Below are 23,797 nucleotides of genomic sequence, written 5' to 3' on the forward strand. Positions count from 1 at the left end.
GGGCAGCCTCTAAGGTGGCGGTATGCGCCTCAAGCTCGGCCGCCCCGACCTGCGGGACTACGTCAGCGCGTTCGACGCGCCCGCTGCCGGGCCGAACGCACCATTGACGGTGACGTGGGCCGGCGTCACCACGTTGTTGATCGACGACGGCGACTCGGCGCTGATGACGGACGGCTTCTTCTCCAGGCCCAGCCTGCTCGAGGTCGGGCTGAGGCGACTCGAGCCGTCGACACCGCGCATCGACGGCTGCCTGGCCCGGCTGGGCGCACACCGGTTGGAGGCGGTGCTGCCGGTGCACACGCACTTCGACCATGCGATGGATTCGGCGGTCGTCGCCGAGAAAACGGGCGCACGCGTGGTCGGCGGAGCGTCGGCGGTTCAGGTCGGCCGCGGCGCAGGCCTGCCAGGCGACCGCCTGACAACCGTCACACCGGGCGAGACGGTGACACTGGGCGCCTATGACGTCACGCTCATCGAGGCTGAACACTGCCCGCCCGACCGGTTTCCGGGAATCATCCGCGAACCCGTCGTGCCGCCGGTCAAGGTCTCTGCCTACAAGTGCGGCGAAGCCTGGTCGACGCTGATACATCACCGCCCATCCGAGAAAACGATGCTGATCGTCGGCAGCGCAGGGTTCCTGCGCGGCGCACTCGTCGGGCAGCACGCCGCTGTGGTGTACCTCGGCGTCGGGCAACTCGGGCTGCAACCTGACGAGTACATCGTCGACTACTGGACCGAGACCGTCCGCACCGTCGGCGCCCGTCGGGTCGTGCTGATCCACTGGGACGACTTCTTCCGGCCACTGCACAAGCCGCTGCGTGCGCTGCCGTACGCAGGCGACGACCTCGACGTGTCGATGCGGGTGTTGTCCCGGCTGGCCGAAGAGGACGGCGTCCCGTTACACCTGCCGACGCTCTGGCAGCGCAGCGACCCGTGGAGTTGACGCTGGCGCTGGTGGCGCTGGCTGTGGTGCTCGGATTCGCGATGGTCCGGCCGCACCGGTGGCCGGAGGCCGTCGTCGCGGTGCCTGCCGCAGGCCTGCTGATCGGATTCGGGGTGATCTCCTGGCACGACGCCGCGGCGGAGGTGAGCAGGCTGCTGCCGGTGGTCGGCTTTCTCGCAGCGGTGCTCGTGCTGGCCAGGCTCTGCGACGACGAAGGGCTGTTCCGTGCCGCGGGTGCGGCCATGGCGCGGTCCAATTCAGGCAGTCAACGAGGCTTGCTGGCAACGGTTTTCGCGATAGCGGCGGCCACGACGGCGATCCTGAGCCTGGACGCGACCGTGGTCCTGCTCACGCCCGTGGTGCTCGCGACGGCCCGTGCTCTCCGTGTGCCGGCGAGGCCACATGCCTACGCCACGGCGCATCTGGCGAACAGTGCCTCACTGCTGCTACCCGTTTCCAATCTGACCAACCTGCTGGCGTTCGGTGCGGCGGGCCTGTCGTTCGTCCACTTCACCGCCGTCATGACGCTGCCGTGGCTGGCGGCGATCGGCGTCGAATTCGTGCTGCTGCGTTGGCTTTTCCGCCGCGATCTGGCGGTGACGCCGACACACGACGGTGTCCCCGAAGAGGTGCAGACACCGGTGTTCGCACTCGTGGTGGTCGCGTTGACGCTCGTCGGGTTCGCGGTGACATCGCTGTTCGGTTGGTCGCCAGCGTGGGCCGCGCTTGCCGGTGCCGTCGTGCTCGGCGTGCATGGTGTGGCCCGTCGCCGCAGCACCGTCTCCGGAATCGTTGCCGCGCTCGACGTGCCGTTCCTGGCGTTCGTGTTGTGCCTTGGCGTCGTCGTGGCAGCGGTCATGCTGAACGGTCTCGACGACGCGATGCGCGACGTGCTGCCCGCCGGGCACGGGCTGCTTGCGCTGCTGGGTATCGCCGCGATCGCAGCGCTGCTGTCCAACGTCGTCAACAACCTGCCCGCGGTGCTCGTACTTCTGCCGTTGGTATCGGGCCCGGCCGCCGTGCTGGCGGTGCTGATCGGCGTCAACATCGGACCGAACCTGACTTATGTCGGGTCACTGGCGAACCTGCTGTGGCGCAGTGTGGTACGCCGCGACATCAAGGTCGGTTTCGTCGAGTTCACCCGGGTCGGCGTGCTCACCACGCCGGTCACGCTTGTGGTAGCGGTGTTCGGCCTGTGGGTGGGGCTTCGGATCTTCGGCGTCTGACGAAGCGACGGTTACGACGACGCGAACAACGAAGGACCAGCTGACGTCGATTCGCCGACCTGCCGCGCTGCGGGCGAGCAAATCGCCGTAGCATCGGGAAAATTGGTGTCGTGTTCACCAGGTACGTGGCGCTCGGCGACTCGTTCACCGAGGGTGTCGGCGACCCACATCCCAATAGCCCCAACGGCTTGCGTGGCTGGGCGGATCATGTCGCAGTCGCGCTGGCCCAGGTCAACCCTGGGCTTCGCTACGCGAACCTCGCGGTGCGTGGCCGCAGAATGAACGAGATCCTCGCAGATCAGCTCCAGACCGCCGTCATGCTCGAACCCGACCTAGTCATCATCTACGCGGGCATGAACGACCTGCTGTTGGTTCGCAACGACATCGACGCGATGATGGCCAGATACGCCGACGCACTGAAGACGCTGCAGCAGACCGGCGCCCATGTGCTGGCATTCACCGCCGGTGATCTGGGCACGGTGCCGCTGTTTCGGCGGTTGCGTGGACGTGCCGCCGTCTACAACGAACTATTGCGCGGCATCGCCGACGATCTCGGCCTTCAGTTGGTCGACTTCTGGCGATTCACCGAGTTCCGCGATCCGCGGCTGTGGGCAGGCGACCGTATCCACCTCTCACCCCTCGGCCACGAACGGATGGCCGCGAAAGTCCTTGACGCACTGACTGTTTCCCACACCCTGCCGACACGCTCGGCCGCGTTGCTGTCATCCGATCCTCCCGTGCGCAGCTTCTGGGCCAACCTGCAGTGGACATTGGCGTTCGCTGCGCCTTGGGTGGCCAAACGGCTGCGCCGCGCGACGCCGGGCAGAGGCGTCGAGCCGAAGTATCCGACACTGACGCCGATTCTCTAGCCCGAGAAGCTAACCCCGCCGCTGGCGGGCGATTTCGGCCAGCACCACGCCTGCGGCCACCGACGCGTTGAGCGACTCCGTTGGCCCCGCCATCGGGATGGACACCACGGCATCACAGTTCTCGCGCACCAGTCGCGACAGGCCCTTGCCCTCGGAGCCGACCACCACGACCATCGGCCCGGTGCAGTCGAGTTCGTCGATCGTGGTGTCGCCGCCCGCGTCGAGGCCGACCACCTGCAGCCCGGCATCGGCCCAATCCTTCAGTGTCCGATTGAGATTCGTTGCCCTGGCCACCGGCAACCTCGCGGCAGCACCAGCGCTGGTGCGCCAGGCCACCGCGGTTACGGACGCCGAACGCCGCTGCGGGATCACGACGCCGTGGCCGCCGAACGCTGCAACCGAACGCACGATCGCCCCGAGATTGCGCGGGTCGGAGATGTTGTCCAGCGCCACCATCAGCGCCGGAGCGCTGTCCTTCGTCGCTTCGGTCAGGAGGTCGTCGGGGTGCGCGTACTGGTACGGCGGCACCTGCAGCGCGATTCCCTGATGCAGGCCGTTGGCGGCGATGCGATCGAGGTCGTGTCGCGGCACCTCCAGAATCGAGATACCGGAATCGGCAGCCAATTTCACCGATTCGGTGAGTCGTTCGTCGGCCTCGGCGCCGAGTGCGACGTACAGCGCAGTGGCGGGCACTGCGGCCCGCAGGCACTCGAGCACCGGATTACGGCCGAGCACGATCTCGGTGTCGTCGGTCTTGCGACCGGACCGTCCCTGCTGTTGCTTCTGTGCCTTCGACGCTCGTTTGGCCGCCGGGTGGCCCGGCCGCATGTGCGCGGGCGGGGTGGCGCCGCGGCCCTCGAGCCCGCGACGGCGCACGCCACCGGATCCGACGGTCGGCCCCTTCTTGGTACCGGGTTTGCGAATCGCGCCCCGACGCCGTGAATTACCGGCCATCTATTTCGTGTATCCGTCGAGCAGCGCCCACTGAGGCCCGTCAGCGGTGTCGGTGACCTCGATGCCGGCTTCCTTGAGCCGGTCGCGGATCGCGTCGGCCTCGGCCCAGTCCCGCCGCGCCCTGGCGTCCTCGCGACGCTGCACCTCGGCCTGCACCAGGACGTCGACCGCGGCCAGCGCTGCGGACGTCTCGTCGTGGGATTCCCAGCGCTCGTCGAGGGGGTCGGCGCCGAGGATGCCCATCATCGCGCGGATCGACATCGCTTGCGCCAGCGCCGTGTCGTGATCGCCTGCGTCCAAGGCGCGGTTGCCCTCGGCGCGGGCGGCGTGCACCTCGGCCAGTGCGATCGGCACCGCCAGGTCGTCGTCCAGAGCCGCCGCGAACTTCGGCGTCCACTCTGAAGGCACCACCGCGCCGACGCGGTTGCGGACACGGTGCAGGAAGTCCTCGATCCCGGCGTAGGCCTTGGCCGCATCCTGCAGCGCATTCTCGGAGAACTCGAGCATCGACCGGTAATGCGCGCTGCCAAGGTAGTAGCGCAACTCGGCGGCCCGAACCCGTTGCAGCACAGCGGGAATCGCCAGCACGTTGCCAAGCGACTTACTCATCTTCTCGCCACCCATGGTGACCCAGCCGTTGTGCAGCCAGAATCGGGCGAACGGGTCGCCGGCCGCCTCGGCCTGGGCGATCTCGTTTTCGTGGTGGGGGAACACCAGATCCATGCCGCCGGCGTGGATATCGAATTCTGGGCCGAGGTACGCCTCGCACATCGCCACACACTCGGTGTGCCAGCCCGGCCTGCCGGGGCCCCACGGCGTCGGCCAGGACGGCTCACCGGGCTTGGCGCCCTTCCACAGCGTGAAGTCGCGTTCGTCGCGTTTGCCCCTGGCCAGACCCTCGCCTTGGTGCACGTCGTCGATCTTGTGGCCGGAGAGCTTGCCGTAGTCGGGCAGGCTCAACACGTCGAAGTAGACGTCGCCTGCCCCGTCACCGGAGCCTGCGTAGGCGTGTCCCCGCTCGATCAGCCGCTCGATCAACTCGACCATCTGTGTGATGTGGCCGGTGGCGCGGGGCTCAGCCGAGGGCGGAAGCACCCCCAGCGCGTCGTAAGCGGCCGAAAACGCCCGCTCGTATGTTGCTGCCCATTCCCACCACGGCCTACCGGCGTCGGCCGCCTTGTTGAGGATCTTGTCGTCGATGTCGGTCACGTTGCGGATGAAAGCGACGTCGTAGCCCTTGGCCATCAGCCAGCGGCGCAGCACATCGAATGCGACGCCGCTTCGGACATGTCCGATGTGCGGCAACCCCTGCACAGTGGCGCCACACAGATAGATCGACGCGTGGCCGGGCCGTAGCGGCACGAAATCGCGCACGGCACCGGTCATGGTGTCGTAAAGCCGCAACTCGGTCACCCCGACTTGCCGTTCGCTCCGCTCACGACGGGCCAGCTTACCGGCACTATTCGGCGCGAATTACCAGAGCGGTCGCGATGGCAGCCAAACCTTCGCCACGGCCAGTAAGCCCGAGGCCGTCGGTGGTCGTCGCAGCCACCGATACCGGGGCGTCCAGCAGTTCGGAAAGAACTTTTTGCGCCTCGGTGCGTCGCGGCCCCACTTTGGGCCGATTCCCGATCACCTGAACCGCGGCATTGCCGATCCGATAGCCCTCTGCGGTCAACAGCTCACGGACATGCCGGAGCATGTCGGAGCCGCTGGCATTGCGCCACTGCGGGCACCCTGTGCCGAAGACTTCGCCGAGGTCACCCAGGCCCGCCGCGGACAACAACGCATCGCATAACGCGTGCGACGCGACGTCACCGTCGGAATGGCCGGCGCAACCGTCGGCGTCGTCGAACAACAGGCACAGCAGCCAACACGGCCGACCGGCTTCGATTGGGTGTACGTCGGTGCCGACCCCGATCCTGGGCAGGCCGCTCATGGCCTTCAGGAGGCGGCGGCCAGAACCTCGTCGAGGATGGTCGACGCCTTGGCGTCATCCGTGTTCTCGGCAAGCGCGAGCTCGCCGACCAGGATCTGACGCGCCTTGGCCAGCATCCGCTTCTCGCCGGCAGACAACCCGCGCTCCTGATCACGACGCCACAGGTCACGGACCACCTCGGCGACCTTGTTCACGTCGCCCGAGGCCAACTTCTCGAGATTGGCCTTGTACCGCCTAGACCAGTTCGTCGGCTCTTCGGTGTGCGGGGCACGAAGCACCTGGAAAACCTTGTCCAAGCCCTCCTGCCCGACGACATCGCGAACCCCGACATACTCGGCATTCTCTGCGGGCACTCGAACGGTGAGATCTCCCTGGGCAACCTTCAAGACGAGGTATTCCTTTTGTTCGCCTTTGATGGTTCGGGTTTCGATCGCCTCGATCAATGCAGCACCGTGGTGTGGATAGACAACGGTGTCTCCGACCTTAAAAATCATCAGATTCGAGCCCCTTTCACCCCTCAATGCTAACACGGGGCTCAGACAGGTGCCGATCAACTATGCAGGTCAGGGGCACCGCAGGTGAAGACCAGGGGTTGACAGGGTGACGAAACCGTGCAACACCAGGGCTGGTTGACGCGGCATTTCTTGCGGCGCGGCGACCCTGTCGAGGTAGCTGCGAAGCACCCTCGCGCCCTCAGCTACCGCCGCCAACCGCCACCTACTACTGTGCATAGTCGAATCGAGAGCGGCCGCGCCACGGTCGCGTAGTCGGCCGAGCAGGAGGTTGCGCGTGAACCGCTTCATATTGGCCGCGTGCGGGGTTGCCGCCGCCGTCGCCCTTTCCGGTTGCGGCGCAGGCCAGGTGTCCCAGACCGCGACGCAGGAGCCCGCTGTGAACGGCACGCTCGCCACCGTCGGGCCGATCGCGCTGCGCAACATCCATCTGCGCGCCGCGCAGAGCACCGATTACGTCCAGCCGGGCAGCGACGCCGAGCTGTTGTTCGTCGCCGCCAACAACTCGCCGGACGTCAACGACAAATTGCTCTCGGTGACCACCGACATCGGCACGGTCAGCCTGTCCGGCGACACCTCGGTGCCAGCCAACGGCGTGCTGGTGGTCGGCGAGCCCGACGGCCAGATCGCGCCGCTGGAGGCCGCCGAAAAGGCCGAGGCCGTCAAGGCAACAGTCGCGCTGTCGAAGCCGATCACCAATGGGCTGACCTACAAGCTCACGTTCACCTTCGAAAAGGCGGGCGAGACCTCGGTGCAGGTGCCGATCTCGGCCGGTGAGCAACCGCGGCGTGAAGCCGCCGCGGAAGCAGGCGACACGGGCGGTCACCAGTAAGGATCTGTCGGTCCGACCGGTTACGGTCACGGCGTGGCTAAAGCGCGTTCGCAGTACCGCTGCTCGGAATGCCACCACGTGACCCCGAAATGGGTCGGCCGCTGTCCCGATTGCGGCACCTGGGGCACCGTCGATGAAGTCGCGGTGCTGGCCGCGGTCAATGGTTCGGCCACGCGCCGCGCCGTCGCGCCGACTTCGCCGGCTGTGCCGATCAGCTCGATCGACCCCGGCACTACCCGCCACTTCCACACTGGCGTAAGCGAATTGGACCGCGTGCTCGGCGGAGGTCTGGTCCCCGGCTCCGTGACCCTGCTCGCGGGTGACCCGGGCGTCGGCAAGTCGACACTGCTGCTCGAGGTCGCCCACCGCTGGGCGCAGACGGGCAGGCGGGCGCTGTATCTGTCCGGTGAGGAGTCCGCCGGCCAGATCCGGCTGCGGGCCGAGCGCACCGGCTGCAGCCACGATGAGGTCTACCTGGCCGCCGAGTCGGATCTGCAGATGGCGCTCGGCCACATCGACGAGGTGAAGCCGAGCCTTGTCGTCGTCGACTCGGTGCAGACCATGTCGACTACCGAAGTCGACGGCGTCACCGGCGGCGTCACCCAGGTGCGGGCAGTGACGACCGCGTTGACCATGACCGCCAAGACGTCCGGTGTGGCAATGCTTCTGGTCGGCCACGTCACCAAGGACGGCGCAATCGCCGGGCCGCGTTCCCTCGAGCATCTCGTCGACGTGGTGCTGCACTTCGAGGGCGACCGGGCGTCGGCGCTGCGGATGGTGCGCGGCGTGAAGAACCGGTTCGGCGCGGCCGACGAGGTTGGCTGTTTCCTGTTGCACGACAACGGGATCGAATGTGTGGCCGACCCGTCGGGACTGTTCCTCGACCAGCGGCCGAAACCGGTATCGGGCACCGCGGTGACCGTCACGCTCGACGGTAAGCGGCCGCTGATCGGTGAAGTGCAGGCACTCATCGGGTCACCCGCCAGCGGATCGCCGCGCCGAGCGGTCAGCGGCATCGACTCGTCGCGCGCCGCGATGATCACCGCCGTGCTCGAGAAGCGCGCCAGGTTGCCCGTCGGCACCAACGACATCTACCTGTCGACGGTCGGCGGCATGCGGCTGACCGACCCGTCGTCGGATCTCGCGGTGGCGCTTGCGATCGCCTCCGCCTACACCGACCTCCCGATGCCCGCCAACGCGGTGGCCATCGGCGAGGTAGGCCTGGCAGGCGATCTGCGCCGGGTCAGTGGCATGGACCGCAGGCTCTCGGAGGCGGCGCGGCTGGGCTTCGGCTGCGCCGTCGTGCCCGCCGGTGTCACCGCGGCCCCTGCAGGTTTGCGGGCTCTTCCCGCCGACAACATCCAGACCGCGTTGCGGGTGTTACGGGAAATCAGTCAGACTGACGCCGGCCGACCCTAGGAGGAGGCATGGCCGTCAAGGCGAGCGGCAGGTCGAGTCGCAACGTGGTGCAGTTGGCACGCCCGACCCTGCGGGAAACGATCGCGCGACTGGCGCCGGGTACCGCGCTGCGCGACGGGCTGGAGCGCATCCTGCGCGGCCGCACCGGCGCGCTGATCGTGATCGGCTATGACGACAGCGTCGAGGGCATCTGCGACGGCGGTTTCGAGCTCGACGTCCGTTACGCGCCGACCCGGTTGCGGGAGTTGTCGAAGATGGACGGCGCGGTCATCCTCTCCACCGACGGCGGCCGCATCGTGCGGGCGAATGTGCAGCTGGTGCCCGACCCGTCGATTCCAACCGAAGAATCAGGCACCAGGCACCGTTCCGCCGAGCGCACCGCGATCCAGACGGGTTATCCGGTCATCTCGGTGAGCCACTCGATGAGCATCGTCACGGTGTATGTCGCAGGCGAGCGCCACGTCATCCCGGATTCGGCCGCGATCCTGTCGCGGGCCAACCAGACCATCGACACGCTGGAGCGCTACAAGACCCGCCTCGACGAAGTCAGCCGTCAGCTCTCGACCGCCGAGATCGAGGACTTCGTGACGCTGCGGGACGTGATGACCGTCGTGCAGCGGTTGGAGATGGTTCGCCGCATCAGCCTCGAAATCGACTCCGACGTCGTCGAACTCGGCACCGACGGACGCCAGCTCAAGCTGCAGCTGGAAGAGCTTGTCGGCGACAACGACACTGCCCGCGAGCTGATCGTGCGGGACTACCACGCCAACCCCGATCCGCCGACCGCCGCTCAAGTCAGTGCCACGCTCGAGGAGCTCGACTCCCTTTCGGATAACGAACTTCTCGACTTCACCACGCTGGCAAGGGTTTTCGGCTATCCGTCGACTGCGGAAGCGCAGGATTCGGCGATGAGCTCGCGTGGCTACCGCGCGATGGCGGGCATTCCGCGCCTGCAATTCGCTCACGTCGACTTGCTGGTGCGGTCATTCGGCTCACTGCAGGGACTGCTCGCCGCGACGTCCGACGACCTGCAGTCGGTGGAAGGCATCGGCTCGATGTGGGCCCGCCACATCCGGGAAGGCCTGTCTCAATTGGCCGAGTCGACCATCGCCGACCGACTGGCCTAGGCCTATTCCCTTGCCGCACTTGAGTTGTCGAGCCCGTTGCGGAGCAACTCCCACGCCAGGCTGCGGGCTTCTGCGGCTCTGGTCTGCATGATCCGCTGCACGGTTCTGATTGAATCCGCCTTCGGCGTGCGGCCGTCGACGACCGCGTCGTGTACATCCTCGGCCACCCGGATCGCCATCACGGCAGCCTCGTTGACCTGGTTCAGCGAGCGGTGCAGGCGATCGTCTTCGATCAGCACGTTGGCGTTGCTGATCTCGACGGAAAAGTCGTTCACCACCCGGCTGATCTGCTCGAAGATGGGGTTCATCGCCTGCTCGCGCTCATCGCGGTCCTCGATGCGCAGGATGCGGGCACCCTCGTTCCACAGCGTGGCGAGCATCTGGGTGTGCCCGTTGACGGCGCGCGACACCTCGACCATCGCTTGCTTTTGCAGCTGGTTGAGCAGATGCATGCGCTCGATGCGAGCCAGCTCGCGCTGCGCCTCGACCTCCGCGCGGAACACCTTCTCGCGTGCTTCCATCTCGACTCTGTGCAACGCCTGTGTCATCGCGATCTCGCGCGCGGTGCGTTCCTCGGCGGCCACCAGCTCGACGCGCAGCCGTTCGGCGGCCGCCGCCGCGTGCCGATTGGCCTGGCGCTGGACGGTCAGCGTCTGCCACATGGTCACCAGCACAACGCAGAACACGGCCGCACCGAAGAACCACTCGGCCTTCGACCCGAGCTCGCCGCGGCTGAAGAAGATGAACCACGCAATCGCGAGAAGGCCCGCGATGCCGCAAGCAAACCATCCGACCGGGTGCCAGCCCTGCCGACTGGGTTCAGGGCTAACTGGTGCCGCGGGGGCTGGGGGTGCGTGCACCTCTGAAAGCGCCGAATCCTCGGTGGCCCTGGTGGATTGCACCAATCCGGTCATCGTGGTCTCCCCTTCGCCCGAGCCTGCGGCCATGCTGGTTCAGACTAGGCCGCACCAGTCGAGCCGTCTGCCTCAGACCGCTAGGGTCGACCAGTAATCACCGCTATCGGATTGACCCGCTAGAGAATTGAGGGCCCATGGCACTATCCGCGTCACAGGAAGGTGATTCGGGGATCATCGTCGACCTCTCCGAGGCGGCGATGCACATGTACACGGCGGCGATCGACGCGTTGCCGTTCCAAGAGGACCGAAAGTTTCATGCTCGCGCGGACGTGGTCCTGTCAGGTCTGCGAAAGTTGCGCGCCGCGCTGACGGAGGCAGCAAGCACCAGCAGGCCGTCGTCCGCGGTCATCGTCGCGCTGAGCAATGTTCGGCGCCGCTACGAGTCGCTGGTAGAGCACGCCGCGGCGGCGCCGGGGTCCAGCCTTGGCCTGCAGATGTACGCCACCCGCGTCCACGCCAAGCTCTCTGCGACGGAAGTGGAAAACGGCGCGGGACTTCGCACCGGTCTGCTCGACGAGCTCGAAGCAGGCGCCACCCCCACCGCCGAGGAAGCCGAAAAGATCACCGAAGCGATCGCGGCTCTCGGCGGGGTCCCGGGTACCGAGCACCTCCGGCCCCACGTTGCCGAACCGGAGCCTGAGCCGGCCGCGGAAGTGGCCGAGGAGTCACACGTCAACGGCTGGGACGGGGAACTGGTCGAGAACGCCGGTTAGCCACCCTGCGGCGGCGCAGGCGCGGGCCCGGCCTGCGGAAGCTGCTCACCCGGTGGGGGTGCTGCCGCAGCAGGCGCGAGGATGAACGGCACCGTTGCCGATCTCAGATTGCCCAGCTGCACGACGAGGTTGTACGTGCCGGGCCCGATCGGCTGACGCGGCAGCGGGCACTGGGGTGCTGAGCCCATACCTGTCCAGGTCACCTCGGTCGTCACCTGCTCGCCGGGCTGGAACGTCTTGACCAGTGTCTCGTTCGACGGCGCGCAGTCGAGGTTCGACCACAGCCGCTGGTTGTCCAGCGAGTACACATAGGCGGCCAACACCGCGGCGCCAACGTCTCGCTGGCACGCGACCAGGCCGATGTTGGTGACGACCATGGTGAACTTCGGCTGATCGCCGACGACGTACTGCGGCTGGTTGGTGATGCCCTTGACCGCGAGCGTGGAGTCCGGGCAGTCGTCACCTTCCTTGAGCACCGGCGGCGGTACGACGGCAGCGGTCGGCGTTGGGGTCGGCGCAGGGGCCTGCTGTGCCGGCGGCATCACCGGCGTCTTGACCTCGGGGTTCTCCCCGGGAAGCGGGGTCGGCGCGGCCGCCTGGGTGGGCGCCGGCTTCTCGGCGGGCTCTGCAGGGCGGCTCGTGCTGTTCATGACGACCATCACCACCACTGCGGCGATGACGCCGATGACGAGGACCGCTATACCGAGCGCGAGTGCCCTCCGACGCCAGTAGATCTGCCTCGGTAGCGGGCCATGCGGTTCTAGATCCAGCACATCTTCACGGTAAGGGCAGGTCATGCCGCCCCGTCCGAGGTGACTCGGCGTGTCGGCGGTTAGCCTTCGCCGATGTCGCCCAGATGATCCCGCAACACCACCCGACCGTCGGACAGGTGGTACGTCAAGCCGACGATCGCCAGGTCGCCGGAAGCGACCCGTTCGGCGATCGCAGTCGAGCGCGCAAGCAGCTGCGAACCGGTTTCCGTGACGTGCCGCGCCTCGAACTCGTCCACCCTGCTCAGCCCTTCACGGCGGCCCGCGAGGATCGACGGGGTCACCCGTTCGACGATGTCGCGGACATAGCCACCGGGCACCACGCCCTCGTCCAGCGCCGACAAGGTCGCCTTCACCGCACCGCAGCTGTCGTGGCCGAGCACCGCGATCAACGGCACGTTGAGCACCGTGACAGCGAACTCGATCGAGCCGAGGACCGCCGAGTCGATGACGTGGCCGGCGGTACGCACCACAAACATGTCGCCGAGGCCCTGGTCGAAGATGATCTCCGCAGCCACCCGGCTGTCCCCGCAGCCGAACACCACCACGTTGGGCTTCTGGGACTCGGCCAGGCTGGCGCGATGCTCGATGCTCTGACTCGGGTGTAATGGCTTACCGGCGACGAATCGCTCGTTACCTTCTTTGAGTGCTTTCCAAGCGGTCAACGGGCTCGTGTTCGGCATGGCCGACATTCTGCCGGAGTATCCGGCGGTGATCGATTCACGTGAGTTATCACACTGGTTTGCGCACGCGCAGCGTGACCTGCCGTGGCGGCGACCAGGCGTAACGCCGTGGCAGATCCTGGTCAGCGAGTTCATGCTCCAGCAGACGCCGGTCTCGCGGGTCGAGCCGATCTGGCTGGCCTGGGTGGATCGCTGGCCGACGCCATCGGCGACCGCTGCGGCCAGCGCGGCCGATGTGTTGCGGGCGTGGGGCAAGCTCGGCTACCCGCGACGGGCCAAGCGCCTGCATGAATGCGCGACGGTGATCGCCGAGCAGTTCGACGACCGGGTGCCCTCGGACGTCGAGACGTTGTTGACGTTGCCCGGCATCGGCGCCTACACGGCCAGGGCCGTCGCCTGTTTCGCGTACGGGCAGCGAGTGCCGGTGGTCGACACGAATGTGCGCAGGGTGGTCGCCAGGGCGGTGCACGGCAGGGCCGACGCGGCCGCCTCTTCGTCACCGCGCGACCTCGACGACGTCGCCGCGTTGTTGCCCGATGATGTTGATGCGCCGAGGTTTTCGGTTGCGCTGATGGAACTGGGTGCGACGGTGTGCACGGCCCGCTCGCCGAAGTGCGGCCTGTGCCCGTTGAGCGCGTGCGCGTGGCGGACGCTCGGTTATCCGCCCGGCACCGAGGGCCGCCGCGTGCAGAAGTACGCGGGTACGGACCGTCAGGTCCGGGGCAGGCTGCTGGATGTGTTGCGCGGCAACGACTCTCCGGTCTCGCGCGCCGAGCTGGACGTGGCGTGGCTGACCGACACCGCGCAGCGCGACCGGGCGCTGGATTCGTTGCTCGTCGACGGCCTGGTGGAGCAGACGGCCGACGGCCGTTTCGCGTTGGCCGGCGAAGGCGACTAGCGGGCAATTTGCACAACGGGTTTAGAGCCGGGTCGGTGGCGTTAGCCTGAGGCTGTGGCGCAGGTTCTGCGTACTCGGTATGCCAGCTGTGGTGACATCGACATCGCCTACCAGGTCCTCGGCGACGGGCCGAGCGACCTCATCATGCTGTCGGGACCGTTCACCCCGGTCGACTCCATAGACGACGAGCCTTCGTTTCACCGCTTCCATCGGCGGCTCGCATCATTCAACCGTGTCATCCGGTTCGACCACCGCGGCACCGGCCTTTCCTCGCGAGTGCCCTCCATGGATGTCGTCGGGCCTGCTTTCTGGGTCGCGGACGCGCTCGCGGTCATGGATGCCGTTGGCTGCGAGCAGGCTGCGATCTTCGCGCCGAGCTTCTCTGCGATGACCGGAATCGTGCTCGCTGCCGATTACCCGGAGCGGGTGCGCAGCCTGCTGATCGTCAACGGCACGTCGCGGATGGTGCAAGCGCCGGACTACCCGGTTGGCGCGGACATCAGCGCAGCCAATCCATTCATGACGGTCGCGATGGAGCCGGATGCCGTAGAACGGGGCTTTGACACTCTCAGATACGTTGCACCGACCGTCGCGGACGACGACGCATTCCGCACGTGGTGGGACCACGCAGGCAATCGCGCCGCGTCGCCGAGCATGGCCCGTGCTCTCACCCAGGTGGTCGCCGCGGCCGATGTGCGCGACACGCTCGCGCGCGTCACGGCGCCAACGCTGATTCTGCATCGAAGGGACGCGATATTCATTCCGGTGGGCCACGCCCGATACCTTGCCGAGCGGATCGCAGGATCGCGCTACGTCGAGTTCCCCGGAGCCGATTCGCTGTACTGGGTCGGCGACAGCGCACCGATGCTCGACGAAATAGAGGAATTCATCACCGGCGTGCGCGGCGGATCCGATGCCGAACGTGTACTCACCACAATCGTTTTCACCGACATCGTCGGTTCAACGGAACGGGCCGCCGCCCTTGGCGACGACCGCTGGCATGCGCTTCTCGACAACCACGACAACGTCGTCCGTCACGAACTCAAGCGGTTCGGCGGTCGGGAGGTCAATACGGTCGGAGATGGTTTCGTCGCGATATTCACCAGCCCCAGCGTCGCGATCGATTGCGCGGAAGCGATCGTCGACGCTGTTCGTCTGCTCGGGATCGAAGTCCGCGTCGGCATTCACGCCGGTGAGGTTGAGGTGCGCGGCGAAGACATCGCCGGAATGGCGGTCCACATCGGCGCTCGGGTGGCCGCACTCGCCGCACCGAGCGAGGTGCTCGTGTCGTCGACCGTACGGGAGATCGTCACCGGGTCGCGGCGCAGGTTTTCCGAACGGGGCGGTCACGAACTCAAAGGCGTACCTGGCCGCTGGCGGGTCTACGGCCTGGTCGGAAGCCGCGCTGAGCACCGCTAGGCCGTCGCGGCCTCCTCCTCGCACGGGCCACCGCAGGCGAACCGGCGGCGGTAGTCCGACGGCGTGACGCCGATGACCCTGCGGAAGTGGTGGCGCAGCAGCGTGGCGGTGCCGAAGCCTGACCGGTCCGCGATCCTGTCGATGTCGAGATCGGTCTCCTCGAGCAGTCGACGCGCGTACAGCACCCGTTGATCGGTCACCCATTGCATCGGGGTGCGCCCTGTCTCCTCGACGAATCGGCGGGCGAAGGTGCGCGCAGACATGTTCACCCGGCGCGCCAGCATCGCCACCGTCAGCGGCTTGTCGAGGTTGCTCAGGACCCAATCCAGGTGCGGCGCAAACCCTTCCGAGCATCGCACCGGGATGGGCTGGTCGATGTACTGACGCTGACCACCGTCGCGCTGCGGGGGCACCACCATTCGACGCGCGATCTTGTTGGTGACCTCGCTGCCCAGCTCGCGTCGCACCAGGTGCAGGCAGGCGTCGATGCCCGCCGCAGTGCCCGCGCTCGTGATCAGATTGCCGTCGTCGACGAACAGCACGTTGCGATCGACCTTGGCGGTCGGATACATCTGGGCCAGTTCGTCTGCGTGCATCCAGTGCGTGGTGCACGGCCTGCCGTCGAGCAGGCCGGCTGCCCCGGCAAGGAAGGCACCAGAGCACACCGTCAGGATGATCGAGCCCGAATCGGCGGCCTTTCGCACCGCCTCGAGAGCCTCCGGCAGGTAGCCGCCGAACTGGCTGCTGATCGCCGGTATCGCAACCAGGTCCACGCCGACGAGGTCGTCGAGACCGTGGTCAGGAGTGATGGTGGCGCCGACGGACGTCCGCACCGCCTTGCCCGGCTCCGGCCCGCAGACCTTGAAATCGAAGTTGGGGACACCGTCGGCTGACCGGTCGATTCCGAAGACCTCGCAGATCACGCCGAACTCAAAAACCGCTAGACCGTCCAGCACCAGTGCAGATACGCTCTTTAATGCCATGGCAGCATTTTATCGCAAGGTGTCCTTCCTGCCACTGTTGGCTGGATTTTTATCAGCGGAGCATTACTGCCATGACCACTGCACTCTCACTCCTCATCCTGATCGCCCCCTTCGCGGTGGCAGCGGCGCTCAGCTGGGCCGCCCATCGCTCTGACTCGCTTCGTATCCGCTTCGATCAGTTCCGGTGGTCGGCCCCGATGGTGGGTCGGCTGTTCGAGGACGATCGTGACGGCTTCCGCATCGCACACGACGTCGATGCGATCCGCTCACGGTTTGAGAAGCAACCGTTTTGGCCCGCCTCAGGCGCCAGCGGTGAGCGTCGCTAGGAACTCTTCGACCGCCTGCCGGTAAACCGAAGGCGCGTCATCGTGGATCAGGTGACCGGCGCCGGGCACGTGCAAATACGTTGCCCGGTAGCCGGTTTCCTGCATTCTGCGCATCTGTCCCTCGGGCGTGACCGAGTTACCCGCCTCCAGGAGCAGAGCGGGTACGCGCACCGCATTCCACTGCGACCAGTAGTCGCGGGTGCCCCACTCGGCTGCGATTTCGATCCACGTACTGGGGCGGCCGTGCAACCGCCAGCCCGTCGCAGTCCGGTCGAACGCCTCGAGGAAATACTGACCGGCGACCGGCCCGAACTCGTCGTAAACCTGTTGGGCCGTGGCGAATTCGACCGGAAGCGCATGCACCCACGGTTCCCACGGCCCGGTGGTGCGACCGCGAAAGTCCGGTGCCATGTCCTCTACCACCAATGCGCTGACAAGGTCGGGCCGTTGCGCGGCCAGACACCACGAGTGCAGCGCGCCCATCGAATGGCCGATCATCACGGCAGGCCGGCCCAGTTCGCCGACCGCGTCGCCGAGATCGGCAACAAAGCGCTCGGTGCTGATCGGGTATGGGTCGCCGACGTCGCGGCCACGGTGCCACGGTGCGTCGTAGGTGTAGACCGCACCGAGGCGGCTCAGCCACGGCAGCTGACGTGACCACGTGCTGCCCCGCCCCATCAGCCCATGCACCAGGACCAGCGGATCACCGTCGCCTCCGCGCGGGGTGAGCAGGTCGGGGGCCATGGCAGCGCACGGTAACCTGGGCGGCATGCCGAGCCCAAACGTAGTGGTGAAGATCAACGCAATCGAGGTCCCGCCCGACGCAGGACCGGAACTGGAGAAGCGGTTCGCTCACCGCGCGCACGCGGTCGACAACCAGCCCGGTTTCCTGGGCTTCCAGCTGCTGCGCCCGGTCAAGGGCGAAGACCGCTACTTCGTCGTCACACAGTGGGAATCCGAAGAGGCGTTCCAGGCGTGGGCGACCGGCCCGGCCATCGAGGCGCACAAGGGCCAGGCCGCCAACCCGGTGGCCACGGGGGCCTCTCTCCTCGAGTTCGAGGTTGTCCTGGACGTTGCGGGCGCCGGCAAGTAAGGCTCGGCGTAGCGCGCGCGCCGCGGCCAGCCTGTCGATCGCCGCGGCGCTAGTCGTCGCGCTGGCGTGTGGCTGCGCGAAGACCGCAGCGCCCGCGCCGGTGGCGGACACGACGTACGGCGCGCCGATCGAGATCAACACGCCCCAGGGTCTGCGGGCCAAGCAGACCATCGACATGATCAACTCCGAATGGCCGATCGGAACCGTCGGAGTGGCCACGATGGCCGCCCCCGATCAGGTCAACGGCGTCACCTCGGCCATGGGCAACCTCTGGCTGGATCGACCGATCACGGTGGCTGGCATCGAGATCCGCGCGGGACAGGCGACAGTGCATACGCTGACGCCCTACGGCGCGGCGCAGGACATCGAATTGCGCACCAACGCAGACGGTTTCGTCGACCGGTTCGCGGTCAAGCTACAACCCCCGAAGATCACCGACTGGCGCGATATCGACGCGGTGCTTGCGAAGACCGGTGCGCGCTACTCGTATCAAGTCGCCAAAGTCGATAACGGCAAATGCGAGGCGATCGCCAGCGCCAACGCGGACCTGTCCCTGCCGTTGGCGTCCATCATGAAACTGTATGTGCTGCTTGCGGTTGCCGATGCCGTCAAGGCAGGCACGCTGCACTGGACCGACCAACTCACCATCACTGACGAAGCCAAGAAGGTCGGATCGGCCACTCTCGGCAAGCTGCCGTCGGGCACAGAGGTTCCCGTGCGCAAGGCCGCCCAGGAAATGATCTCCGCAAGCGACAACATGGCGACCGACCTGCTGATCGAGCGGTTGACCCCCAGGGCCGTCGAGCGCGCGCTCGTCGCGGCCGGTCATCACGACCCGGCCAGCATGACGCCGTTTCCGACCATGCACGAACTGTTCTCGATCGGTTGGGGCAAGCCGGATCTGCGCGAGCAGTGGAAGGAAGCCACCCCCCAAGTTCGTGCGCAGCTGCTCGAGCAGACGAATTCCAGCCCCTACGAACCAGATCCAGCCCGCACCGGCACACCGGCGTCCATCTACGGTGCCGAGTGGTACGGCAGTGCCGCCGACATCTGCCGGGTACACGCCGCGCTGCAGACCGCGGCGGTCGGTGCGGCGGCACCGGTCAAAGACATCCTTTCCAACGTGCCTGGCATCGATTTGGACTCCTCGAAGTGGCCGTATATCGGGGCCAAGGCCGGAAACCTGCCCGGCGACATGACGTTCAGCTGGTATGCGGTCGACCGCACCGGCCAGCCCTGGGTGGTCAGCTTTCAGACGAACTGGGCGAGTTTCCGAAGCAATACCGCGGCGGGCTGGCTGCTGTCGATCGCTAAGCAGGCGTTCGGTCTGATTCCCGTCGGCTGACCCTTCCGGATGTGCTGCGGGCGATTTCGCGCCGGGCGAGCAGCGCCATTACGCAGTAGGCCGCGACAGTCGAGATGGTCGCCCCCCACAGGTTCAGGAACGGGACTGTCACCACGCAACAGATGAGAAGAATGCTTGCGCCCACCACGTTGATTCGGCGTGCGCTTGCGAGCCTGCCAAGACCACTGAGCGCGGCGATGTCCAAGTTGTAACTGGCCAGCGGAACCATTGCGGCGATCAGCGCGTAGCTGACGCTGATTGCTCCCACATAGGCAGGGCCCAATACATGCCAAACGAGGTACGGCGACGCCAGCGCCATCGCCGCGCAACCGCAAACCGTCAGCAGCATCGCAACGTTGCGAATGTGCTTGTACCACAATCCCGTTCCGGTTACCGCCATGCGACGGAAGACAACCTGCGACACTCCAAGCGACATCAGGCCGACGACTTCAGCCATCGTTGCCGCGACGCTGTAGATTCCCACGGCCGCCGTTGTGGCCAACGTCGCGAGAATCAACCGATCGCCGCGGTAAGCAAATGCCTGGCAGAACACTCCGATTGCCGCCGGCGAGCTGAACCGCACGATGTCGGCGAACGTCAATCGATCGACGACGGGGGGTGCCGCGGATCGGATCCTGCGAATCTGCCTCCAGAGGAACAGATTCTGCGCGACGGATCCCGCGAGCACGGCCGCGCACGCCATGTCGATGTTCAAACCGGCAATCAGATGCATCGTAGCGACCAGTACGATCTGCACCGTCGCCCAGATCAGTTCGCCGGAGATCGCGGTGGCGTGAAATCCGAAGCCGTGCAAGCCTTCACGTTGAAAGTAGCCGTACAACTGCGATGCCGCGTTCGCGACGAAGAGAACAGCTACCACGGTGTCGGGTAAAGCATCTGAGAGCCAGAGGATTCCCAGGCCGACGGTGGCCGACCCGACGACGTGCAGAACTGACAGTGTTCGCGCAATCGACATATATCGGTCAAGGCTTAGGCGGGTGGCCAGGAGTACCCGTCCGCCGGTTGGCACGCCCACAGACCCGATGAGCATCAAGAATGTCGAGGCCGCGATGAACGTGACCAGAACCCCTCGGTCTGTCGGGCCGAGCCACCGCGCCGTCAGTACCGAGAGAACTGTTGCTGACATCGCTTGAATGCCAAGGGTCGCAACGACACGGACTTCCGGTCGCACGACCGACGTTCGTAGGGTCCGCACCGACCGGATCATCACGCGACGGTAGGCTGGCCGGGATCAACCAGCGATTGCGATGGGATCACCGGCGATGGTCGAGTTGGTATCGGTGACTGTACTTCTGGAGGCCAGGGCATTCATTATCGTCCGCACCCACTTGGGTGTGGCGATGGAATCGAGCTGAGAACCCGTTAGTTCGAACGTAAGTGGCGGCACGAGGACGTGCGAAATCAGGGGGTTGACGGGGCGGAAGTCCCGCGGCTCGTCGGCTGAGAAAAGGCATTCGTGCATCTTTTCGCCGGGTCGCAAACCGGTGTACACGATATCGATGCCTGCTTTGCCGGACCGTGCGATCAGCAACCTCGCGATGTCAGCTATCTTCACCGGCACCCCCATATCGAGGACCATCGCCTCACCCGAACGTCCAATTGCGCTCGCCTGCAACACAAGTTGGCAGGCCTCGGTGACGGTCATGAAGTAACGGGTGACATCGGGGTGTGTCACCGTCACCGGCCCGCCTGCAGCGATCTGGGCCTCGAATGTGGGCAGCATCGAACCACGCGAACCCAGCACGTTTCCGAATCGAACGCTCACGTAGAGGCCGTCGCAGCCCTCGACTCCGGACGTCAGGCGCTCACCGATTCGCTTGCTTTTACCAAGGACACTGATGGGGTCGGCGGCCTTGTCGCTCGAGATGTTCACGAAGGTGCTCACGCCGCTTGCTCGGGCTGCCGCCAAGACGTTCATGGTTCCCACCACGTTGCTGAGCCACGCCTCGCGCGGATGGGCTTCCAGCATCGGAAGATGTTTGAGCGCAGCGGCATGGAACACCACCTCGGGGCGGTGCTCGGCGAATGCGAGGGACAGAGAGCCGGGATCACGGATGTCAGCCAGCGCGATGGCGGGCTCAGCGTGGAGCGCCCCGGCGTAGATCGACATCCGGACAGCGTGCAGAGCGGACTCGTCGCGATCGAGCATGATCAGCCGCGACGGTCCGAATTCGTGAATCAATCTGCACAACTCTGAGCCGATCGAACCGCCTGCGCCGGTCACAAGAACCCTCTTGTCGCGAATGCGGCTGGATATCGATTCCACGTCGAGCTGAATCGGTTCGCGCCCAAGGATGTCCGCCAACTCGACTTCCTTCAAGTGGCGAGGCTCGACGGACGCGTGGAGCAGGTCACGAAAACGGGGAAGAACGAATGTCTTCATTCCCAAAGCCGCCGCCTCCGCGGAGACTTCGCGGACGGTGGCGCCGTCCGCGTCGGGGATAGCGATGACGACGGCACTTGCCTTCGATCGCAGCGCCGCCGCCGCGAGGTGTTTGCGTGTTCCAGATACCGCGATGCCTTCGATGTGCATTCGGCGTTTCGACGGATCGTCGTCGAGGACTGCGACCGGATGGAACGGCGAGGTCGCGTCGGTGCGCATGTGCCGCAGCAACTGCACGCCCGTGTTCCCCGCCCCAAGGACTATCGCGTTGTCAGCTGGGATCCGATCGATGCGGCGATACTCTCGTAGTCGACCGATGACCCGCACTCCCCACATGCCCACCAGTGCACACGCTCCGGCGATCACCGGCACACTTCGAGGGACATCCGCCGGGTGGACCAAAAGGAGGACGCACTGCAGCGCGCTCGCCGAGATGAGCACGCTCAGCGCAATCATTTTGGCCTCGTCGAAGCTGCCAGCCACATAGCTGCGTCGGTAGATGTGTACACAGAATCCGACGGCGGCATTGATCACGACCGCAAAGAGCGCGACAAGCGCGGTCGCCCGGGGGGCGACGCCGGCGAAACCGAAATCGTGGCGGGCCCACGCGGCGGCCATCACAGAGACGAACCACACCGCCGAGTCCGGCGCGATCAGGGACGTAGGCGACGACAGTTCGCTGCGAGGCGCGACGGTTTGTACCATCTACCACCTCCACCTGCTCCCCGCTTCGTCATCGTAACGTCCATTTGGTAGCCAGAATCGCATAATTGACGTATACGCCTATTTTAGGCGGACCTTGGGCTGGTGGCAGCTTCGCTAGGGCTGCAGGAACTCGTAGCGTGTGACGGCCGGTGTTCGGTCAGAACCAGTCCTGTTGGGCGTCGCTCTGACCTAGCCGTCCGTCCGTACCTCGCCGTTCGGACGACGTCGCGCGCTTGGTGCAGAGTGCCGGGTGTGGGACGGATGCCCGTTTTGATTTCCACGATCCGCTGATCGAAGCCAGGATTTTCGCGACGTGACGGGGTCGGGCTTGATGTGCGGTGCGATCGCGGGTGGCGCGGAGGCGCTGTCGCGATCAGAGCCGCGCTTACCGCCGCGAGTCGTGACTGTGTTCAGGATGGTGCCAAGGAAGTTGCAGTCGACACCCTCGAGAATTCCGACCGCGCCCCGGAGCTCGTCGATCCTGGTGTGACGACGGCGGGCCACGACGATCACACCGTCCGACAGGGTCGCCAACACGGCGCCGTCGGTGACAGCCAGCAGTGGTGGTGCGTCGATCACGACGTAGTCGAACTGCTTCCGCAACGAGGCGACGACCGACAGCATCTGCTGCGAACCGAGTAGCTCACTTGGGTTCGCCGGGCGGGGACCAGGTCCCAGCACCTTGATGTGGTGGCCTTTGGGCTCCTGAATGACGTGGTCGATTGCGGCGGCGCCGGACAGGACGCTGGTCAAGCCGGCGTGCTCCACCAAGCCCAGGTAACCACTCACCGCCGGATGCCTGAGGTCCCCTTCGACCAGCACGACGGAGGCTCCTGTCTCCGACAAGGCCGCCGAGAGGTTGATCGCGACCATCGTTTTGCCTTCGGTCGAGCCGGCACTCGTGACGGTGATGACGCGCGGGGATCGTTCGACATCGGCGAAGAGCAGCTTCGTCCTGACCTGTCGGAATGCTTCGGCTGCAGCGGAATTCCCGGCCGTGAAATCGATCAACGGCTGCTTTGTTCGTTTGGTGTCGAATGGGATCAACCCGATCAATTCCGTCCCGGTGATCTCGGCAACTTCGGCGGGGTCGTTGAGCCGGGTGTCGAAGTGGGCGCGGAGCAAGGCGAGGCTGCAGCCGACGATCAACCCGAGGAGGCCGGCAAACGCGACATTTCGTTTCGTCCTCGGCGACACCGGCGCCGTGGGTAGCAACGCTTCTTGCACTATCGACGCGTCGGCGGATGGGACGGTGGAACCGGGCGGTGTCTCCAACTCCGCGATCTGCTGCGCCAACTGTTCGGCAAGTCCGTTGGCCAGGTCCCTGGCCATCTGCGGCGACCGGTCGTTGACGACGATCGTCAACATCACGGTGTCGGACGCGGGCAGAACTGTGGTTTCGCGGACCAGCTCGGCAGCCGAGATCGGCAGCTTCGTTGCGTCGACAACCTTCTGCGCAAGCTGTTGGTTCTTCGCGAGCTGGGCGTACGAAGCCATTCGTTGCTGCGTGTACAGGCCTCCGGAATACAAGCCGCCAGGGGATTCGGGCGTGGTGGCAGTCTGCACGAATATCTGTGCCTGCGACTCGTAGCGCGGTGTCATCAGCAGCGAGAGTGCAAGCCCCGCAAGGGCGGCGGCGAGGGTGACCGCGACGATCAGCAGCGCGTTATCCCGAAACGTCGCCAAGAGCCGTCGGATACTCACTGCCGGACTACTTTCA

General features: G+C 66.1%; 24 protein-coding genes. 12 read left to right on the forward strand and 12 right to left on the reverse strand.

Annotation, left to right across the window (positions count from 1 at the left end; all coding sequences use genetic code 11):
* Window positions 1–22: 22 nt before the first annotated feature.
* The 3 genes from J3E61_RS06265 to J3E61_RS06275 all read left to right on the forward strand — a co-directional run bounded on the left by J3E61_RS06265 (window position 23) and on the right by J3E61_RS06275 (window position 3,038).
* Entirely contained in the window at window positions 23–943 is a 921-nt protein-coding gene (locus J3E61_RS06265; protein WP_210082972.1) for an MBL fold metallo-hydrolase, read from the forward strand.
* Complete coding sequence (locus J3E61_RS06270) at window positions 934–2,169, forward strand: arsenic transporter (protein ID WP_210082973.1); 1,236 nt, start codon at window positions 934–936, stop codon at window positions 2,167–2,169. Before J3E61_RS06265 ends, J3E61_RS06270 begins: the two co-directional genes overlap by 10 nt.
* Before the next feature lie 110 nt (window positions 2,170–2,279).
* Window positions 2,280–3,038 carry an SGNH/GDSL hydrolase family protein gene (locus tag J3E61_RS06275; protein WP_210082974.1) on the forward strand — a complete coding sequence of 253 codons (759 nt, stop codon included), beginning with the start codon at window positions 2,280–2,282 and terminating at the stop codon, window positions 3,036–3,038.
* Between the two features lie 9 nt (window positions 3,039–3,047).
* Here the strand turns inward: J3E61_RS06275 and rlmB are convergent, their stop codons facing one another.
* The 4 genes from rlmB to carD are packed head-to-tail and all read right to left on the reverse strand — an operon-like array spanning window position 3,048 to window position 6,425.
* Window positions 3,048–3,992: a 23S rRNA (guanosine(2251)-2'-O)-methyltransferase RlmB gene (rlmB, locus tag J3E61_RS06280; protein ID WP_210082975.1), complete on the reverse strand. Its 945-nt coding sequence runs from the start codon at window positions 3,990–3,992 to the stop codon at window positions 3,048–3,050.
* A complete protein-coding gene (gene cysS / locus J3E61_RS06285; RefSeq protein ID WP_192725208.1) occupies window positions 3,993–5,396 on the reverse strand; it encodes a cysteine--tRNA ligase in 1,404 nt (467 codons plus the stop codon).
* 55 nt (window positions 5,397–5,451) lie between these two features.
* Window positions 5,452–5,931, reverse strand: a complete 480-nt coding sequence (locus tag J3E61_RS06290; protein ID WP_210082976.1) for a 2-C-methyl-D-erythritol 2,4-cyclodiphosphate synthase — start codon at window positions 5,929–5,931, stop codon at window positions 5,452–5,454.
* A 5-nt stretch (window positions 5,932–5,936) separates the two neighbouring features.
* Window positions 5,937–6,425 carry an RNA polymerase-binding transcription factor CarD gene (gene carD, locus J3E61_RS06295; protein ID WP_043400059.1) on the reverse strand — a complete coding sequence of 163 codons (489 nt, stop codon included), beginning with the start codon at window positions 6,423–6,425 and terminating at the stop codon, window positions 5,937–5,939.
* 295 nt (window positions 6,426–6,720) lie between these two features.
* On the opposite strand from carD, the gene J3E61_RS06300 reads away from it, so the two are divergent.
* The 3 genes from J3E61_RS06300 to disA are packed head-to-tail and all read left to right on the forward strand — an operon-like array spanning window position 6,721 to window position 9,821.
* Window positions 6,721–7,275 (forward strand): hypothetical protein, encoded by a 555-nt coding sequence (locus J3E61_RS06300; protein WP_210082977.1) that lies wholly within the window; start codon window positions 6,721–6,723, stop codon window positions 7,273–7,275.
* A gap of 33 nt (window positions 7,276–7,308) precedes the next feature.
* Complete coding sequence (gene radA, locus J3E61_RS06305; RefSeq protein WP_210082978.1) at window positions 7,309–8,694, forward strand: DNA repair protein RadA; 1,386 nt, start codon at window positions 7,309–7,311, stop codon at window positions 8,692–8,694.
* A gap of 44 nt (window positions 8,695–8,738) precedes the next feature.
* Window positions 8,739–9,821: a DNA integrity scanning diadenylate cyclase DisA gene (disA, locus tag J3E61_RS06310; protein WP_192725209.1), complete on the forward strand. Its 1,083-nt coding sequence runs from the start codon at window positions 8,739–8,741 to the stop codon at window positions 9,819–9,821.
* Between the two features lie 2 nt (window positions 9,822–9,823).
* Here the strand turns inward: disA and J3E61_RS06315 are convergent, their stop codons facing one another.
* Window positions 9,824–10,735 (reverse strand): hypothetical protein, encoded by a 912-nt coding sequence (locus J3E61_RS06315; protein ID WP_192725210.1) that lies wholly within the window; start codon window positions 10,733–10,735, stop codon window positions 9,824–9,826.
* 137 nt (window positions 10,736–10,872) lie between these two features.
* Between J3E61_RS06315 and J3E61_RS06320 the strand changes: the two genes are divergently transcribed.
* On the forward strand, window positions 10,873–11,451 hold the full coding sequence (locus J3E61_RS06320; RefSeq protein WP_192724411.1) for an XRE family transcriptional regulator: 579 nt from the start codon (window positions 10,873–10,875) through the stop codon (window positions 11,449–11,451).
* On the opposite strand, the gene J3E61_RS06325 is transcribed toward J3E61_RS06320, so the two are convergent.
* On the reverse strand, window positions 11,448–12,224 hold the full coding sequence (locus tag J3E61_RS06325) for a hypothetical protein (protein WP_210082979.1): 777 nt from the start codon (window positions 12,222–12,224) through the stop codon (window positions 11,448–11,450). The two genes, J3E61_RS06320 and J3E61_RS06325, sit on opposite strands and share 4 nt — an antisense overlap.
* 59 nt (window positions 12,225–12,283) lie before the next feature.
* Window positions 12,284–12,904, reverse strand: a complete 621-nt coding sequence (locus tag J3E61_RS06330; RefSeq protein ID WP_192724413.1) for a carbonic anhydrase — start codon at window positions 12,902–12,904, stop codon at window positions 12,284–12,286.
* Between J3E61_RS06330 and J3E61_RS06335 the strand changes: the two genes are divergently transcribed.
* A complete protein-coding gene (locus J3E61_RS06335; protein ID WP_210082980.1) occupies window positions 12,903–13,802 on the forward strand; it encodes an A/G-specific adenine glycosylase in 900 nt (299 codons plus the stop codon). The two genes, J3E61_RS06330 and J3E61_RS06335, sit on opposite strands and share 2 nt — an antisense overlap.
* A 54-nt stretch (window positions 13,803–13,856) precedes the next feature.
* Window positions 13,857–15,221, forward strand: coding sequence for an adenylate/guanylate cyclase domain-containing protein (locus tag J3E61_RS06340; RefSeq protein ID WP_210082981.1), 1,365 nt, complete (start codon window positions 13,857–13,859; stop codon window positions 15,219–15,221).
* Here the strand turns inward: J3E61_RS06340 and J3E61_RS06345 are convergent.
* The gene (locus tag J3E61_RS06345) at window positions 15,218–16,204 is read right to left on the reverse strand and encodes a helix-turn-helix domain-containing protein (RefSeq protein ID WP_192724416.1); all 987 of its coding nucleotides are present in this window, start codon (window positions 16,202–16,204) and stop codon (window positions 15,218–15,220) included. The two genes, J3E61_RS06340 and J3E61_RS06345, sit on opposite strands and share 4 nt — an antisense overlap.
* A 71-nt stretch (window positions 16,205–16,275) precedes the next feature.
* Here J3E61_RS06345 and J3E61_RS06350 point away from each other — a divergent pair, with 71 nt between their 5' ends.
* Window positions 16,276–16,530 (forward strand): hypothetical protein, encoded by a 255-nt coding sequence (locus J3E61_RS06350; RefSeq protein ID WP_192724417.1) that lies wholly within the window; start codon window positions 16,276–16,278, stop codon window positions 16,528–16,530.
* Here the strand turns inward: J3E61_RS06350 and J3E61_RS06355 are convergent.
* Complete coding sequence (locus J3E61_RS06355; protein WP_210082982.1) at window positions 16,504–17,274, reverse strand: alpha/beta hydrolase; 771 nt, start codon at window positions 17,272–17,274, stop codon at window positions 16,504–16,506. The genes J3E61_RS06350 and J3E61_RS06355 overlap by 27 nt on opposite strands.
* 25 nt (window positions 17,275–17,299) lie before the next feature.
* On the opposite strand from J3E61_RS06355, the gene mhuD reads away from it, so the two are divergent.
* Both mhuD and J3E61_RS06365 read left to right on the forward strand, forming a co-directional pair.
* Window positions 17,300–17,623, forward strand: coding sequence for a mycobilin-forming heme oxygenase MhuD (gene mhuD, locus J3E61_RS06360; RefSeq protein ID WP_192724419.1), 324 nt, complete (start codon window positions 17,300–17,302; stop codon window positions 17,621–17,623).
* Window positions 17,604–18,968, forward strand: coding sequence for a serine hydrolase (locus tag J3E61_RS06365; protein ID WP_210085456.1), 1,365 nt, complete (start codon window positions 17,604–17,606; stop codon window positions 18,966–18,968). Before mhuD ends, J3E61_RS06365 begins: the two co-directional genes overlap by 20 nt.
* On the opposite strand, the gene J3E61_RS06370 is transcribed toward J3E61_RS06365, so the two are convergent.
* From J3E61_RS06370 to J3E61_RS06380, 3 genes are all read right to left on the reverse strand, one after another.
* The gene (locus J3E61_RS06370; RefSeq protein WP_210082983.1) at window positions 18,934–20,115 is read right to left on the reverse strand and encodes a polysaccharide biosynthesis C-terminal domain-containing protein; all 1,182 of its coding nucleotides are present in this window, start codon (window positions 20,113–20,115) and stop codon (window positions 18,934–18,936) included. The genes J3E61_RS06365 and J3E61_RS06370 overlap by 35 nt on opposite strands.
* Window positions 20,116–20,220: 105 nt before the next feature.
* Window positions 20,221–22,077, reverse strand: coding sequence for a polysaccharide biosynthesis protein (locus J3E61_RS06375; RefSeq protein WP_210082984.1), 1,857 nt, complete (start codon window positions 22,075–22,077; stop codon window positions 20,221–20,223).
* A 189-nt stretch (window positions 22,078–22,266) separates the two neighbouring features.
* Window positions 22,267–23,781 carry a polysaccharide biosynthesis tyrosine autokinase gene (locus J3E61_RS06380; protein WP_210082985.1) on the reverse strand — a complete coding sequence of 505 codons (1,515 nt, stop codon included), beginning with the start codon at window positions 23,779–23,781 and terminating at the stop codon, window positions 22,267–22,269.
* Window positions 23,782–23,797 lie beyond the last annotated feature (16 nt).

Source organism: Mycobacterium sp. OAE908 (assembly GCF_017872775.1).
GTDB lineage: Bacteria > Actinomycetota > Actinomycetes > Mycobacteriales > Mycobacteriaceae > Mycobacterium.

Coding starts and splice junctions, on each gene's coding strand:
- J3E61_RS06375 (WP_210082984.1), bottom strand. CDS start 22,077: ATGGTACAAACCGTCGCGCCTCGCAGCGAACTGTCGTCGCCTACGTCC.
- J3E61_RS06355 (WP_210082982.1), bottom strand. CDS start 17,274: ATGGCCCCCGACCTGCTCACCCCGCGCGGAGGCGACGGTGATCCGCTG.
- J3E61_RS06330 (WP_192724413.1), bottom strand. CDS start 12,904: ATGCCGAACACGAGCCCGTTGACCGCTTGGAAAGCACTCAAAGAAGGT.
- rlmB (WP_210082975.1), bottom strand. CDS start 3,992: ATGGCCGGTAATTCACGGCGTCGGGGCGCGATTCGCAAACCCGGTACC.
- carD (WP_043400059.1), bottom strand. CDS start 6,425: ATGATTTTTAAGGTCGGAGACACCGTTGTCTATCCACACCACGGTGCT.
- mhuD (WP_192724419.1), top strand. CDS start 17,300: ATGCCGAGCCCAAACGTAGTGGTGAAGATCAACGCAATCGAGGTCCCG.
- J3E61_RS06315 (WP_192725210.1), bottom strand. CDS start 10,735: ATGACCGGATTGGTGCAATCCACCAGGGCCACCGAGGATTCGGCGCTT.
- J3E61_RS06265 (WP_210082972.1), top strand. CDS start 23: ATGCGCCTCAAGCTCGGCCGCCCCGACCTGCGGGACTACGTCAGCGCG.
- J3E61_RS06350 (WP_192724417.1), top strand. CDS start 16,276: ATGACCACTGCACTCTCACTCCTCATCCTGATCGCCCCCTTCGCGGTG.
- J3E61_RS06320 (WP_192724411.1), top strand. CDS start 10,873: ATGGCACTATCCGCGTCACAGGAAGGTGATTCGGGGATCATCGTCGAC.
- J3E61_RS06345 (WP_192724416.1), bottom strand. CDS start 16,204: ATGGCATTAAAGAGCGTATCTGCACTGGTGCTGGACGGTCTAGCGGTT.
- J3E61_RS06335 (WP_210082980.1), top strand. CDS start 12,903: ATGGCCGACATTCTGCCGGAGTATCCGGCGGTGATCGATTCACGTGAG.
- J3E61_RS06370 (WP_210082983.1), bottom strand. CDS start 20,115: ATGTCAGCAACAGTTCTCTCGGTACTGACGGCGCGGTGGCTCGGCCCG.
- J3E61_RS06290 (WP_210082976.1), bottom strand. CDS start 5,931: ATGAGCGGCCTGCCCAGGATCGGGGTCGGCACCGACGTACACCCAATC.